Source organism: Tatumella ptyseos (assembly GCF_030552895.1).
Classification (GTDB): domain Bacteria; phylum Pseudomonadota; class Gammaproteobacteria; order Enterobacterales; family Enterobacteriaceae; genus Rosenbergiella; species Rosenbergiella ptyseos_A.
In genome coordinates, this window is the sequence record NZ_CP130649.1 from 2650740 (window position 1) to 2666105 (window position 15366).

Here is a 15366-nt window from a genome sequence, read left to right on the forward strand (position 1 = left end):
CATTCAGCCAGTCATCACGACTGGCTGAAATCATTAACTATTCTCGACGGTAAAGGCCATAACCTCTTTTAACGAATCTGCTTTCAGTGCAAGCATCACCAAACGGTCAATACCCAATGCTACGCCGGAGCAATCAGGCATTCCAGCCGTCAAAGCCGCTAATAGACGCTCATCGATCGGATGTTCTGGTAAACCCATCAGCTGGCGACGACGGTTGTCTGCCACAAAACGTTGACGCTGCTCCTCACTATTGGTGAGTTCACGAAAGCCATTGGCCAATTCTACACCTTTGAAATAGACCTCGAAGCGCTCGGCGACACGATGATCTTCGGTACTGATTTCGGCCAAGGCTGCCTGGGAGGCAGGAAAGTGATAGACGAACGCGGGTTTATTTTCTTGCCCTATCTGCGTTTCGACCCCGAGCATAAAGAGTAATTGCAGCACGGTATCACGATCTTCTTCTCGCTCAACCAACTCTCCGACACCTAGCTTTTCGGCGCAGGCCACTAATTGCTCTTTATCGGCGGTAAGCGGATCTACCCCTAAATAGCGTTGGAAAGCTTGTTGGTAGGAGAGCGTTTCTGCGGGTTCGCACTCAATAATCTGTTGCAGTAAATCATCCACTTCATTCATCAGCCGATACATATCGTAGTGCGGGCGATACCATTCAAGCATGGTGAATTCAGGGTTATGATGACGCCCTGCTTCCTCATTACGGAAACAACGGCTCATTTGATAGATCGGCCCACTGCCTGCGGTAAGTAAGCGTTTCATATGGTATTCAGGGCTAGTCATTAACCACAAATCGCGCCCTTGCGCCGCACCAGGCCCGACAAAGCGGGTTGTAAAAGGTACCAGATGAATATCTGTCACCGTCGCTTGGCTCATTGCAGGGGTTTCGACTTCCAACACTCCACGATCAGCAAAGAAACGCCGAATATCGGCTAGCAAATTTGCACGCTTAAGCAGATTGGCAATAGGCGCACTCGGCTGCCATAAGTCCGATTCGTTCATCAACATTGTCCTTCAAAAAAGTCGTATGGGACGGTAGGTCCGTATAGGTAGTATTCACTGGCTAAAAGGGTGAAAAGGGGGTGATAGGCTATCAGCTTGCTACGTGCGAAATGGCGTGACCTAGGCCAGAAATATCTTCGCCCATCCCACGAAATGTATTACAAGCGGTGAGCGACGCGCTAAAAAGCAATAAAATAGCCACTCTTATTATTAATGTTTTCATCGCGCATAACCTTCAAAGAAACGCGCCATTAAGGCGCGCTTAGACTTACTTAACGCGTGAAACGTATTCGCCAGAACGCGTATCAACACGGATAACTTCGCCGATTTGAACAAACAGAGGTACTTTCACTACCGCACCGGTTGTCAGTTTCGCAGGCTTACCACCGGTTCCCGCGGTATCGCCTTTTAGACCTGGGTCAGTTTCAACGATTTCAGCTTCAATGAAATTTGGTGGAAGAATGCTAATCGGGTTACCATTCCATAAAGTAACGATACATTCTGCTTGGTCTTGTAACCAGATGTCGTTCTCACCAACTGCTTTAGCGTCAGCAGCTAATTGTTCGAAAGTGTTGTTGTTCATGAAATGCCAGAACTCACCGTCGTTGTAGAGGTAAGTTAAGGTCACATCAACAACATCAGCACCTTCCGCTGAATCGGTTGATTTGAAGGTTTTTTCGATCAGTTTACCGGTTAACAGACGACGCATTTTAACACGTGCGAAAGCTTGGCCTTTACCGGGTTTTACGAACTCACTTGCTTCGATAGCATAAGGTTCGTTGTCGAACATGATTTTAAGACCGTTACGAAAATCGTTGCTAGAATATGTTGCCATGAAGGCCCTCTATAAATAATCACTGGTATGAAGCCAAAAATGGCAAACATTGTAACCCTAAATACCCCTGCTAGAGAAGATTGGTTGCAGCAACTTGCAGACGTTGTGACAGAACCTGCTGAATTACTACGACTTTTAAATCTCGAACACCTACCTGAACTGCAGGCAGGCCATGATGCACGCCGTCTATTTGCACTGCGTGTACCCCGTGCATTCATTCGCCGAATGGTGCTAGGCGATCCTAACGATCCCCTATTGCGCCAAGTTATCACGCAAGCTAGCGAATTTACCCTAACACCTGGCTATTCGACGGATCCACTTGATGAACAAACCGCGGCAGTACCTGGGTTACTCCATAAATACGTTAACCGTGCGCTGTTATTAGTCAAAGGTGGCTGCGCAGTAAACTGTCGGTACTGTTTTCGCCGCCATTTCCCGTACCAAGATAACCAAGGTAATAAGCGCAATTGGCAGGTCGCCCTTGATTATATCCGCCAACACCCAGAATTAAACGAAATTATCTTCTCTGGGGGAGATCCTTTGATGGCTAAGGACCACGAATTGGACTATTTAGTCAGTGAGCTGGAAGCCATCCCCCATATTCAACGCTTACGGATCCACTCTCGTTTACCGGTAGTCATTCCCGCGCGGATCACCGAAACATTGTGCCAGCGCCTTTCGGTCTCACGCTTACAAGTGATTATGGTCACCCACGTCAATCACGCACAAGAGATCGACGCTGAGTTCGCTCAAGCAATGTCGCGCCTTAAGGCTGCGAATGTCACCTTACTAAATCAAAGTGTTTTATTGCGCGACATCAACGACGATGCCACTGTTCTTGCTACTCTGAGTAATCGTCTGTTCGAAGTCGGAATTCTCCCGTATTACCTCCATGTTTTGGATAAAGTACAGGGGGCCGCACACTTTTACGTCTCCGATGAACAAGCTCGTATCATAATGCATGGCTTATTGAGTAAAGTGTCAGGTTATCTGGTTCCCCGTCTTGCCCGAGAAATCGGCGGCGAACCGAGTAAAACCCCCTTAGACTTACAATTACGTCAGGTGTAATGGGGCATGATAAAGGCTGCAGGCGACTAATCATTTATCAAAGGAATATTTATGAAAAAGAGTTTATCTGTATCGTTACTTTCTCTAGCAACGCTTCTGGCTGCACAGCAAGCCTTTGCCGTACAAACTTGTGCCCAGAAAGAAGCCGCGCTTAATGAGCAACTGAGTTATGCCCAGCAACATAACAATAGCCATCAAGTCGCAGGGTTAAAGAAGGCGTTGGCTGAAGTGAAAGAGAATTGTACCGCCTCAAGCGTTCGTCACGATGCAGAGCAAGATGTTGAAAAATTGCAGCGTAAGCTAAAAGAGAAACAACAAGATTTGCAGGAGAGTCAACAAGACCTTCAAAAAGCGACTGCGAAGAATAACGCGGAGAAAATGGCTAAATACCGTGGCAAAATCGCCGAGAAACAAGCCGATATTGAGAAAATCACCACTGAGTTACACCAAAAGCAACAAGGTTTACGCGCCCTCAACTAGGGCTATCGATAAGCGTATCAACCCAGTTTGATACGCTTAGTCGTTAAATCATTATGGGCACTTATAGACTTGGCCAGACATCTTCGTCGCGACAGGCACGAAGCTCGACACTAAACTAAGCCCCGGTGTACTAGCGTTATAGATTACGTTACCGCCCATTTCTGCAGCACGATTACGTAAGTTATTTGCCGCACCTCGCAGAGAATTCCCACCTTCGATTTGTTGGCCTGAGAACCAATTACTCTGCTCACCGCTCGCAGTACCGATGTAGTGGCATTCAGCGCCAGGTTGCTGGTCAACGAAACGCACATTCTGCCCCGCTGCATTTAATTGATTACCGGACGAGCTACAACCCGCCGCAAGAAGTACCGCAAATAAAACCGGGATAACTGAAAGTAAACGCATTTTATTCCTCGTTATTATACGTAGTAAGTATCACCTGGTGCCTATTTAGGCTTACAACGTTTTGGCTTACTTGAGAGGCGTTAGAATATCGGCAAATACCATTAAATTCCAGCTATGCCGTAAAAAGTCTCCATTCGGATATTAACCGATAGCGTGTCACGCTTCGGTCATAGGTTAAGCATAGCTGAGTTTTAGTTAAGTCACAGCGTAGCCCATCCGCCTTATCCGCTAAGCATAAAAAAACCCTAGCTTTCGCTAGGGTTTCGTCTGGCTAACTCGACAGTTCACACTGTCTGGTTAGAGAGGCAATGATTGCCAGTGACCAAAGTCACCTTACATCATACCGCCCATTCCACCCATGCCGCCCATACCACCTGCAGCACCTAAGTCAGCTTTATCATCTTTAGGCAGTTCAGTGATCATGCATTCAGTGGTGATCATCAGACCCGCAACAGAAGAAGCGTATTGCAGTGCAGAACGCGTCACTTTAGTTGGGTCTAGGATACCGAAGTCGATCATGTTGCCGTACTCTTCAGTTGCCGCGTTATAACCGAAGTTACCTTCGCCTTGCTTCACTTTGTCCGCAACAACAGATGGCTCTTCACCTGCGTTAGAAACGATTTGACGCAGTGGTGCTTCCATTGCACGCAGTGCAACACGGATACCCACGTTTTGGTCTTCGTTATCGCCAGTCAGACCGGTGATTTTCGCTGCAACGCGAACCAGTGCAACACCACCGCCTGCTACAACGCCTTCTTCAACGGCTGCACGCGTTGCGTGTAACGCATCTTCAACGCGCGCTTTCTTCTCTTTCATCTCAACTTCAGTGGCTGCGCCAACTTTCAGAACAGCTACGCCGCCCGCCAGTTTAGCAACACGCTCTTGAAGTTTTTCTTTGTCGTAATCAGAAGTTGCTTCTTCGATTTGTTGACGAATTTGTGTCACACGACCTTTGATATTGGCTTCTTCACCGATACCATCGATGATAGTCGTGGTGTCTTTGTTGATCACAACACGCTTCGCTTGACCCAGATCTTCTAAAGCTGTTTTTTCCAGCTCCATTCCAATCTCTTCAGAAATCACAGAACCACCGGTTAGGATTGCGATATCTTGCAGCATTGCTTTACGGCGATCACCAAAACCAGGTGCTTTTACCGCAGCCACTTTGACGATGCCGCGCATGGTGTTAACCACCAGGGTAGCCAGTGCTTCGCCTTCAACATCTTCGGCAATGATCAGCAGAGGTTTACCAGCTTTAGCCACCGCTTCCAATACAGGTAACAGTTCACGGATGTTAGAGATTTTCTTGTCTGCTAACAGGATGAAAGGTTGTTCAAGTTCAACTGCACCGGTTTCTGGCTTGTTGATGAAGTAAGGAGATAAGTATCCACGGTCAAACTGCATCCCTTCTACAACGTCTAACTCGTCTTGTAGACCAGTCCCTTCTTCAACGGTGATCACACCTTCTTTACCCACTTTTTCCATCGCTTGAGCGATTAGGGTTCCGACGCTGGTGTCAGAGTTTGCAGAGATGGTACCGACCTGAGCAACGGCTTTAGAATCAGAGCACGGAACGGATAACGTTTTCAGTTGTTCAACTGCGGCGATAACTGCTTTATCGATACCGCGCTTGAGGTCCATTGGGTTCATACCCGCTGCAACGGCTTTAAGACCTTCGTTAACGATAGATTGCGCAAGAACAGTTGCGGTAGTCGTACCGTCACCTGCCGCATCATTCGCTTTAGAGGCGACTTCTTTAACCATTTGAGCGCCCATGTTTTCGAACTTATCTTCTAATTCGATTTCGCGCGCAACAGAAACACCATCTTTAGTGATGGTAGGAGAACCAAATGATTTATCAAGAACAACATTACGGCCTTTGGGACCTAAGGTCACTTTTACCGCATCAGCAAGAATGTTTACGCCACGTAGCATTTTAACGCGTGCGTCGTTACCAAATTTTACGTCTTTAGCAGCCATTTTCTATTCCTTCAAAATTTTACAATGAAATATTTCGTGTAATTACGCAGTTACGACGGCGAGGATATCGTTCTCGGAGATGATAAGAACTTCTTCGTTATCAATCTTTTCTGTTTTAGCGCCGTAACCTTCGTTAAAGATCACTACATCACCGACTTTTACGTCCAGTGGTTTTACTTCACCATTTTCAAGAATGCGACCATTGCCCACCGCTAACACTTCAGCACGGCTTGATTTGCCCGCTGCAGAACCCGTTAATACGATGCCACCGGCTGATTTTGCTTCAACTTCTTTACGCTTAACAATTACACGGTCATGTAATGGACGAATGTTCATTTGATCGTTCTCCTATGAGATAGCTAATCACGCATTATTTTAAATTTGATGCCATTCTGGCTTCGTGACTTCAGAGGTAGGGACGACGGACTTCACTTTCAAGGGGAAGAAAGAAATTTTTTTTAAAAAAATTCCCCATAGAAACGTTTTTAGGCTAGCGGAGTAGCGGTAGGAAAAGCGATATCACGCTAGGGTCAGCTAGCGTGATATCAGAAGGGGGATTACTCTGTTTTATGCGTTGACGTGCTATTGCCCCGGTGATCGAGGCGTTTTTCTTCATGGCGCTCAAACTCTCCTTCCATGGTGTACCCCGTGTCTTGGGTAGTTTGGCCCCTGCCACCCCAAACAGTGATAAAAGGCATCAGCTTATGGGTCAGTCGTTGCTGCACAGGCGGAAGTAGCAGTAAAGCACCTAAGAAATCGGTGAAGAAGCCGGGCAATATCAATAAAAATCCCGCCAGAAACAGGGATAATCCACGTGTCATTTCCGGGGCCGGGTTCTCATTACGAACCAGTTTCTCTTGCATGAGACGGAAATTTTTAATCCCTTGATTTTTTACTAACGATAACCCGATCGCTGAAGTGGCAATCACTAACAGCAGTGTTAGTAGTACTCCAAAGAGATGAGCCACTTTGATAAAGAGTGATATCTCGATCCATGCCAAGATAAATAAAGCTATAAATGGTAACCAACGCACGGTGGGCTCCTTAAATTCGTAAAAAGGATCGCTGTTCGACCTAATTCTTAATCATGGGTATCTCTCTCGCGCAATTCAAGGTGATTGACCGCGAAAAGGGCACTAAATACGGACTTTTTTGTCAATTAATGTCATCTCACTTTGCTTAGTATGGGATTGATGCCGTAAACAATTCATTTTTACTATTGTTAAATCTCAAGTCCTATTCATACACTAAGCACAAAGATTCGGTAATCACGGTTACCGAGGGATTAAATGTAAAAAAAAAGTTACTATATAGTGATCTGTGTGGCTGAATTTTAAATAAAACAGCCTATGATCGCGTCACGGTTTGCTACGCGTCGCGCAGTACCGGTTCAATTAATACGGCAACATTACCGTCGACATGGAAAACGACGACCTATTATAAGAAGGCTCTCATGACCAAAAATATTCGTATCGAAGAAGACCTCCTCGGCATGCGTGAAGTCCCCGCTGATGCTTACTTTGGAATTCATACGTTACGTGCGATTGAAAATTTTTATATAAGCAGCAGTAAAATCAGCGATATTCCTGAATTTGTTCGCGGCATGGTAATGGTAAAAAAGGCCGCGGCATTAGCCAACCGCGACCTCAAAACACTCCCGCGCAGTATTGCCGAGGCGATCATCAAGGCCTGTGACGAAGTTCTAAATAACGGAACCTGTATCGATCAATTTCCAGTGGATGTTTATCAAGGGGGAGCAGGAACCTCGGTCAACATGAATACCAATGAGGTTCTGGCTAATATTGGGTTAGAGTTAATGGGCTATCAAAAAGGTGAATATCAACACCTTAATCCCAATGACCACGTCAATATGTGCCAATCGACCAACGATGCCTACCCGACCGGTTTTCGTATCGCCGTCTATCACTCCCTATTAAAACTGATCGACGCAATTACTCAGTTAAGCGAAGGCTTTGATCGTAAGTCAAAAGAGTTTTCCCATATCCTCAAAATGGGTCGTACTCAGCTTCAAGATGCGGTGCCGATGACCGTCGGCCAAGAGTTCAAAGCATTCAGCGTATTACTCAAAGAAGAGACAAAGAGTATTCTGCACACCGCTCAGTTGTTATTAGAGGTTAACCTCGGTGCGACAGCTATCGGTACACGCCTCAATACTCCTGAAGGCTATCAAACTCTCGCAGTTAACTACCTTGCTCAAATCACACAACTGCCGGTAGTGGCTGCTGAAGACCTGATCGAAGCGACTTCCGACTGTGGCGCCTATGTCATGGTCCACTCTTCGTTAAAACGTCTGGCGGTTAAGCTTTCAAAAATCTGTAATGACTTACGCCTACTCTCTTCGGGTCCGCGTGCCGGACTAAATGAGATCAATCTACCGCAATTGCAGGCCGGTTCATCCATCATGCCAGCCAAGGTCAACCCTGTGGTGCCTGAAGTGGTTAACCAGGTGTGCTTTAAGGTGATTGGTAATGACACCACCGTGACGATGGCGGCGGAAGCTGGGCAACTGCAATTAAATGTGATGGAACCCGTTATCGGCCAAGCGATGTTCGAGTCGATTTCCATCCTCAGCAATGCTTGTTACAACCTGCTGGAGAAATGCGTTAACGGCATCACTGTTAACCAAGCTATCTGTGAGTCCTATGTATTTAATTCAATCGGTATCGTCACCTATTTAAATCCTTATATTGGCCACCATAATGGCGATATTGTGGGTAAAATCTGTGCCGAAACCGGGAAAAGTGTCCGTGAAGTCGTACTCGAAAGAGAACTACTGACCGAGTCAGAACTCGACGATATTTTCTCTGTAGAAAACCTAATGTATCCTGCCTATAAAGCAAAATTATTTAACGAAGACGCTTAATCACTCTTCTGGCAAACAGCATTGCTGGCTTTTTCAGCAATGCTGTTTTCATGTTATGCTCATTCCCTCTTTTCACGTACTCTTTGCCTCTAAAATAGTGAATGGTTCTATGAGTTCAGGCCTCTTTATCCGCATTTTTTTACTTCTCATAACGTTGTTACCGATAGGCGCGCAAGCCGATCTTTTTGGTCAACAGAAAGGGTTTGTTCCCGTCGATCAGGCATTTGGCTTCGATTTTTCTCAGCAAGCCAATACGGTCACTCTACGCTGGCAAGTCAAACAGGGTTATTACCTTTATCGCCAGAAAATAAGTGTAGAGGCTCATAATGCTTCACTCGGCTCGTGGCAACTCCCCCAAGGTAAGCCCCACCGTGATGAGTTTTTTGGTGATAGTGAAATTTATCCGCAAAATATCGCCCTATCTCTACCCCTTACTGCTACTGAGCACAACCCTACACTGGTAGTCACCTACCAAGGCTGTGCCGCCGCCGGTTTTTGCTATCCACCGGAGACCAAAACGGTCCCGCTGAATACCGTCGTTGCCAAATCCGCTACAACACCGTCTATATCGTCACAGCTGGGCTCGTCCGATCATCTCCCCTATACGCCTCTTTGGGCGCTGTTAATCGGTATTGGTGTGGCCTTTACGCCCTGTGTGTTACCGATGTACCCGCTGATCTCAGGCATTATATTAGGTCGTAGACAGCAACTCTCCTTTTCGCGTACAGCCTTACTCGCTATTGTGTATGTGCAGGGGATGGCGATCACTTACACCTTGCTCGGCGTGGTCGTCGCTGCAGCCGGGTTGAGGTTTCAAGCCGCGCTACAAAATCCGATTTTATTAACGCTGCTATCCGGCCTTTTTATTCTGCTAGCGCTGTCGATGTTTGGCGCTTTTAGTCTACAGCTGCCTGCATCGCTACAGACGCGTTTAGCCTTGCTGAGTAACAAACAGCAAGGTGGGTCGATCGTTGGCGTACTCTGTATGGGAATTCTTGCCGGGCTAATTTGTTCACCCTGTACCACCGCCCCACTCAGCGCTATTTTATTGTATATCGCCCAAAGTGGGCAGGTAATGCAAGGTGCCGGCACACTTTACCTGTATGCCTTAGGAATGGGATTACCCCTGATTATCGTGACATTGTTTGGTAATAAATTGCTGCCACGCAGTGGGCCTTGGATGCAAACCGTGAAAGAAGGCTTTGGTTTTGTGATTCTTGCCCTGCCCGTTTTCCTACTCGAGCGGGTAATCGGCGAGGTTTGGGGCGAACGGTTATGGGCGTTACTGGCTATCTCATTCGCGAGCTGGGCGTTTATTTTATCCCTAAAAAGCCCCAAGACCTGGGGGCGTTGGCTGGCATTGGTCTGGTTAGTGCTGGCAATCCTCGCCGCGCGCCCGCTACAAGAGGCACTGTATCCCTCTACCGTCACCGCGACGGTGACGCCTTCCGCTCAACAATTTACTCCTATCGCAAATCGCCAAGCATTGGAGCAGAAGCTGAAAGAACCGCATCAATCCATCACCATGCTTGACCTCTATGCGGATTGGTGTGTGGCCTGTAAGGAATTTGAGAAATATACTTTTTCTGATCCTAGGGTACAGCAAGCGATGAGGGGTATGCAGCGCCTACAAGCCAACGTGACAAAGAATCAGCCACAAGACGTAGAGCTGTTATCGTCACTGAAGGTACTGGGTCTACCCACCTTACTGTTCTTCGATGCACAAGGTCATGAGATCCCTAACTCCCGTATCACCGGCTTCCTCCCGCCCGAGGCATTTATCAAGCAACTGCCGACTGCAGAGTAATACCATAGGGGGGCGAAACGCTCCCCTTCATCTCGCTAGCAAATAAACAGAGATCTTGCTCAAAAAAATAACAAATACCCCCTCACAAATGTTAACATATAGTTACAAGAGTCAATTCCTCCTGATACATTCGTAACAACTAATGCTTCCTGATTCAGCATGATGTTAGCGCATCCGTTACCCTAACGTGATGATAAATAACTATAAAACGTGGGAGGAACGACCTCCCACCCCTAAATGGAAGGTATTGATATGTTAACAATACTGGGATTCAGCATGGTGATTTGCTTTATGTATCTCATCATGACCAAGAGAATGTCAGCCCTAATCGCACTTATCCTTATTCCCATCCTATTTGCTCTGCTCGGCGGCTTTTATCAAGGCTTAGGCGAGATGATGCTTAAAGGCGTAAAAACTCTGGCGCCGACCGGCGTCATGCTGACCTTTTCGATTCTCTATTTTGGCATCATGATTGATGCTGGGCTTTTCGATCCTTTGGTCAAATTTATCTTACGCATTGTGAAAGGCGATCCCGTTAAAGTATTAGCGGGGACGGCAATTCTGACATTACTGGTTTCTCTGGATGGTGATAGCTCTACCACTTACATGATCGCTATTGCCGCATTCTTACCCCTGTATCGTAAGCTCGGTCTCAATATCTTGATGATGACCTGCGTGGTCAACTTGGCGAGCGGCATAATGAATCTCTCCCCATGGGGCGGTCCCACCGCTCGGGCAGCGGCGGCACTTGATATCGATGCCTTAGATATCTTCGTTCCAATGTTACCGGCTATCTTTCTAGGCTGCGTAAGTTTAGTCGCCGTCGCGACCTGGTTCGGTATTCAAGAGCGTCGCCGCTTAGGGCGACAAGAGGTGGGTGCCTTACACGATATCCAACTTAATCTCGGTGGTGGGACCTTTGAGGAATGTGAGAAAAATAAACGCCCGAAGATGTTTTGGCCCAATTTACTCCTGACTACGGTACTGTTAGTTCTGCTTGTAGTCGGCATAGTACCAATTCAAATTCTCTTTATGGTCAGCTTCGCCTTAGCGGTTATGTTGAATTACCCTAAACTGGCTGAACAGAAAGACCGTATCGCCTCACACGCCGCGAACGTCTTGGCGGTTACCTCGCTAATTTTCGCCGCGGGGATTTTCACCGGTATCCTCTCCGGTACGGGAATGGTTGATGCGATGGCGAAATCAGTTCTTTCTATCATCCCACCTGCTTTTGGTCCTTATTTACCGGTATTCACTGCCATCATCAGTATGCCGTTCACTTTCTTTATGTCGAACGATGCCTTCTATTTCGGCATTCTACCGGTGATTGCACAAACCGCTGCGGGTTATGGAATTTCAGCCGAGGAGATTGCTCGCGCCTCGATTATTGGCCAGCCGTTCCACCTTATTAGCCCCTTAGTCCCTTCGCTATACCTACTGACTGGACTGGCGAAAGTGGATGTTGGCGAACACCAGAAATTTGCTATCAAGTGGGGGATTTTTATCAGCTTGATGCTAATGGTGGGTGGCTTACTCTTCGGTGCCTTCCCGCTTTACCATAGCGGCAGTTAACCACTAAAACAGGGCTTCCGACCTAGGGAAGTCCTGTTAGTGCCGAATTATTCCGCAGGTTGTCTAAAAACAGTGCAAACAGCCAAGATATTACTAATTTTCATTAAAAGAGATTGACGCCAATGCCGGATTACGGTTTAATGCGCCCCGTTGCCCGAATAGCTCAGTCGGTAGAGCAGGGGATTGAAAATCCCCGTGTCCTTGGTTCGATTCCGAGTTCGGGCACCACTCTTTCAAAAGCCTCGCAGAAATGCGGGGCTTTGTCGTTTCTGGGGAACTCTCTCCGCAAGCTAACTTTTCCCCCGCCCTGTGCTACGGTACTGATATAGCCTTTTTGACTTTATTAATACTTAAAAACCTAATCAAGAAAAGTCGATACAATAATATTGAGAATTGATTAAGCCTTTACCATTACCGTTGATAGCTTGCAGCGTTAACACTATCAGTGCTTTGGTTTGAAGTAGCTTTATAGCCACCCCATGCCAAGCAAAATTATTTCTATTCTTTTTTTAATATGGTTCGTCACTTTATTTCGATCTTTCACCTCTAACTCTCTACGATGTGGTAATAAAGCACCAAAAACAACATCCATAAGTAAACCCGCTAATATTTCGGCGTCTTCAAGCAATAGTCCATTTACTTCAGCCGTTTCCTGTAACCACTCCATCAGTAACTCACGCGATCTCACTGCCTTTGCCTCGTAGAGATAATCCGAGATCTCTGGAAAGAGAATAGCTTCTCTTGTCATTAATCGTAGGATCGCTTCACGTTCCAGTATCTCATCGTGGCTGATATCAAGACGGAAAATACGAAATAGACTTTCCTTTAAAGCGCACGGCTCATCCGATGGCCTCGGAAGATCAACCAGCAGATGACAATTTTCACTAATCGTTGCAGCAAATAGTGTTTTTTTATCACTGAAAGTTTCATAAAGAGTACGTTTAGATATCTTGGCGCGGCGAGCAATTTCTGCAGTGCTGATCTGTGCGAAACCTAACTCAATAAATGCACGATACGCATGTCCAATAATGTCTTGACGCCGTTGCTTATCGCATATGCTTTTAGGACGGCCACAGACAGGACTGGCCGGAATATCATTCAATTTCATTTTTATTTACAAGATCCAGTCAATATCTCTTAATTATGGTACTTGTTAAGTACCATAAAATTAGCGAGGATATTTTCATCAAATATGTTCAGTATACACTCACCTCAAAGGAGTATTGATGAAATCTTCAATAACCCATTATCGCTCCAACGCTCTGCGTGATCCTGTTATTTTGTCAGTCCTCGACAAAATGAATGCCCGCCGCAAGCACCCAGATGCCTCCATGTTTCAAGGGTCAGACGCACACGACCCTGAGTTATTTGCCGATTACGGGTTTTCAATTCATCCTGAACAGGGTGACTTAATTTATACGCTATGCCGTGCGATGAGAGCGACGCATGTGGTTGATTTTGCCACTTCAGTCGGTATGTCAGCCATCTATTTCGCCGCCGCAATGCGTGATAATGGCGGCGGACAAGTTGTAGGAGCAGAGCTCGTTTCCGCTAAAGCCGATACTGCCTACCGTAATCTTACGGCAGCGGGGCTTGATACCTATGTCGATATTCGTATTGGTGATGCACGAGAAACGCTGAAAGATCTCGGTAAACCGGTAGATTTTGTCCTCATTGACGGCTGGCCTTTAGCGGAGGGTCCAACGTTAGCAAGACAGGTTATCGAAATCGTCGCTCCTCAATTACGAGTAGGTGGCTACGTGCTTAACGATAACGCTGAGCCAGATTTCCTTGAGTATATCCGCGACCCTGCCAATGGATTTATCTCTATAACCCTACCTATCAAGCGCGGTACCGAGCTGGCAGTAAAAATAGCATGATGCGCAATGTGTTTTAGCGCGAGTTAATAGTCTCCTCATTCTGTATCGAGTGAATGAGGAGACTATGGACTCGCAGAGTTTTTTCGAGCGAGTGAAGATTCAGGCATACTGGCGCTAATGGCACCTGCGATAGCGGGAGGAACTAAAAGTTTTGATTGGGTATTTCGAGTAGGAATGCCTTACAACGCTAATTTCTTCAGTACTTTTCTCGATTGATAAGTTTTAACATAACCCGCTGAATTTATGCTCGTTTGCATCGATAATAGACGCACTAAACAGTGATAAAGTCACTGAATTACTAGTGTAAATGCCTTGTGTATTAGGGTTAAAGCCAGTCATTCTTTCTCCTCCTCACCCTGTATATTTTAGTTAACCAAACATAAGCCCTAGATCCCTTAGGCCTTGAGATGAGCCTTAACCCGCTCGGCTCAACATGCCATCGATACTAGGCAACCAGGGATTACAGATGCGGGTAATTAATATTTACCTATCACCTTCAGGGGGCTCGGTGTAGATAACGCAGATTTATGAACTCGACTCACTCCTCTAAACCGCAGAATACGTTAACGTACCAGCCGATTCATAGTGTTCGCTAAAGCCCTCAATATCCCTTAGTCTCGTTAGATGAGTGTTTTTTTTAGCCTCCGCTTTTCCTTAGTCATTTCTCCCCTACTGCTATACTTCTAGGATTTCTTGGAGAAATATAATGAATAACTCTCTTATCAAAACCTGTGCTTTGGTCAGCCTTAGTTTACTATCATCAATAAGCTATGCTGCCCCTCAGGTGCATAGCGTCGAAGCTTCTGATCCTAGCCCCACTCACAGTAATGGCGAAACGCAACCTCCTATCAAGTATGCCACCTTATGGGCTGATAAAAGTGGGGCCACACATATCAAAACATGTCGTATTGAGGGCCTTCAGTTTAAAACCTATGCGCCGCCTTCTGCCCCGCAATGGATAGGTGTGTCCCCAGAGCAAATAGAGAGTATTGCCTACGCCGTCTTACCCCCTGGCTACGTCGGGACTTGGCATCATGCTCCAGGACCACAATGGGTCGTAACACTTTCTGGCAAATGGTCAGTACAAACTACCGACGGCTCAATACTGGTTCAAGGTCCTGGAGAGATGCAATTTAACGCGGACAGCAGTTCTCATGCTCGAAACAATGATCCACATGTTGGCCATATCTCCAAGACTGTGGGTAACGAGCCTAATGTCCAATTGATTATTAAGCTTAAACCCAATGTTAAACAGACTATTCACTGTGCTGACTAGCACCAACGTTAAGAAAATGAAGATAAAGTTATCGCCCGCAATTATCGGGATGCTTTTTTCTGCGGTAAGCACAAGCAGCATAGCCCACTCATCTGCCCCTTTTACCATCCAGTTATTTGCCCCCCACTTTTCGCCCCTCATTGATAGTTAGGTAACGTCAAAGGT

General features: G+C 46.4%; 15 protein-coding genes and 1 tRNA gene. 8 read left to right on the top strand and 8 right to left on the bottom strand.

Annotated elements, in window-relative coordinates:
• Positions 1-33: 33 nt before the first annotated feature.
• The 3 genes from epmA to efp form a co-directional block, all read right to left on the bottom strand.
• Positions 34-1014: an elongation factor P--(R)-beta-lysine ligase gene (epmA, locus tag QJR74_RS12595; protein ID WP_304372162.1), complete on the bottom strand. Its 981-nt coding sequence runs from the start codon at positions 1012-1014 to the stop codon at positions 34-36.
• 91 nt (positions 1015-1105) lie between these two features.
• A complete protein-coding gene (locus QJR74_RS12600; RefSeq protein ID WP_304372163.1) occupies positions 1106-1237 on the bottom strand; it encodes an entericidin A/B family lipoprotein in 132 nt (43 codons plus the stop codon).
• A gap of 45 nt (positions 1238-1282) precedes the next feature.
• Positions 1283-1849, bottom strand: a complete 567-nt coding sequence (gene efp / locus QJR74_RS12605) for an elongation factor P (protein ID WP_062811972.1) — start codon at positions 1847-1849, stop codon at positions 1283-1285.
• Positions 1850-1888: 39 nt separating this feature from the next.
• On the opposite strand from efp, the gene epmB reads away from it, so the two are divergent.
• Both epmB and QJR74_RS12615 read left to right on the top strand, forming a co-directional pair.
• Positions 1889-2917: an EF-P beta-lysylation protein EpmB gene (gene epmB, locus QJR74_RS12610; RefSeq protein ID WP_304372164.1), complete on the top strand. Its 1029-nt coding sequence runs from the start codon at positions 1889-1891 to the stop codon at positions 2915-2917.
• 51 nt (positions 2918-2968) lie between these two features.
• Positions 2969-3397, top strand: coding sequence for a DUF1090 family protein (locus QJR74_RS12615; RefSeq protein WP_304372165.1), 429 nt, complete (start codon positions 2969-2971; stop codon positions 3395-3397).
• Positions 3398-3448: 51 nt separating this feature from the next.
• Here the strand turns inward: QJR74_RS12615 and QJR74_RS12620 are convergent, their stop codons facing one another.
• From QJR74_RS12620 to QJR74_RS12635, 4 genes are all read right to left on the bottom strand, one after another.
• On the bottom strand, positions 3449-3802 hold the full coding sequence (locus QJR74_RS12620) for a DUF4156 domain-containing protein (RefSeq protein WP_304372166.1): 354 nt from the start codon (positions 3800-3802) through the stop codon (positions 3449-3451).
• A gap of 333 nt (positions 3803-4135) precedes the next feature.
• Entirely contained in the window at positions 4136-5782 is a 1647-nt protein-coding gene (gene groL / locus QJR74_RS12625; protein WP_048911343.1) for a chaperonin GroEL, read from the bottom strand.
• A gap of 42 nt (positions 5783-5824) precedes the next feature.
• Entirely contained in the window at positions 5825-6118 is a 294-nt protein-coding gene (locus QJR74_RS12630) for a co-chaperone GroES (protein ID WP_048911342.1), read from the bottom strand.
• Between the two features lie 221 nt (positions 6119-6339).
• On the bottom strand, positions 6340-6816 hold the full coding sequence (locus QJR74_RS12635; RefSeq protein ID WP_304372167.1) for an FxsA family protein: 477 nt from the start codon (positions 6814-6816) through the stop codon (positions 6340-6342).
• Between the two features lie 419 nt (positions 6817-7235).
• Here QJR74_RS12635 and aspA point away from each other — a divergent pair, with 419 nt between their 5' ends.
• The 4 genes from aspA (at position 7236) to QJR74_RS12655 (ending at position 12273) form a co-directional block, all read left to right on the top strand.
• The gene (gene aspA / locus QJR74_RS12640; protein ID WP_304372168.1) at positions 7236-8666 is read left to right on the top strand and encodes an aspartate ammonia-lyase; all 1431 of its coding nucleotides are present in this window, start codon (positions 7236-7238) and stop codon (positions 8664-8666) included.
• A gap of 109 nt (positions 8667-8775) precedes the next feature.
• Positions 8776-10473, top strand: a complete 1698-nt coding sequence (locus QJR74_RS12645) for a protein-disulfide reductase DsbD (RefSeq protein WP_304372169.1) — start codon at positions 8776-8778, stop codon at positions 10471-10473.
• Between the two features lie 252 nt (positions 10474-10725).
• Positions 10726-12045 (top strand): CitMHS family transporter, encoded by a 1320-nt coding sequence (locus QJR74_RS12650; protein WP_304372170.1) that lies wholly within the window; start codon positions 10726-10728, stop codon positions 12043-12045.
• A 152-nt stretch (positions 12046-12197) separates the two neighbouring features.
• Positions 12198-12273: transfer RNA gene (locus tag QJR74_RS12655), tRNA-Phe, on the top strand.
• A 238-nt stretch (positions 12274-12511) separates the two neighbouring features.
• Here QJR74_RS12655 and QJR74_RS12660 read toward each other — a convergent pair.
• The gene (locus QJR74_RS12660) at positions 12512-13153 is read right to left on the bottom strand and encodes a TetR/AcrR family transcriptional regulator (protein WP_304372171.1); all 642 of its coding nucleotides are present in this window, start codon (positions 13151-13153) and stop codon (positions 12512-12514) included.
• A 118-nt stretch (positions 13154-13271) separates the two neighbouring features.
• On the opposite strand from QJR74_RS12660, the gene QJR74_RS12665 reads away from it, so the two are divergent.
• The gene (locus tag QJR74_RS12665; RefSeq protein ID WP_304372172.1) at positions 13272-13925 is read left to right on the top strand and encodes an O-methyltransferase; all 654 of its coding nucleotides are present in this window, start codon (positions 13272-13274) and stop codon (positions 13923-13925) included.
• Between the two features lie 706 nt (positions 13926-14631).
• On the top strand, positions 14632-15201 hold the full coding sequence (locus tag QJR74_RS12670) for a hypothetical protein (RefSeq protein ID WP_304372173.1): 570 nt from the start codon (positions 14632-14634) through the stop codon (positions 15199-15201).
• Positions 15202-15366 lie beyond the last annotated feature (165 nt).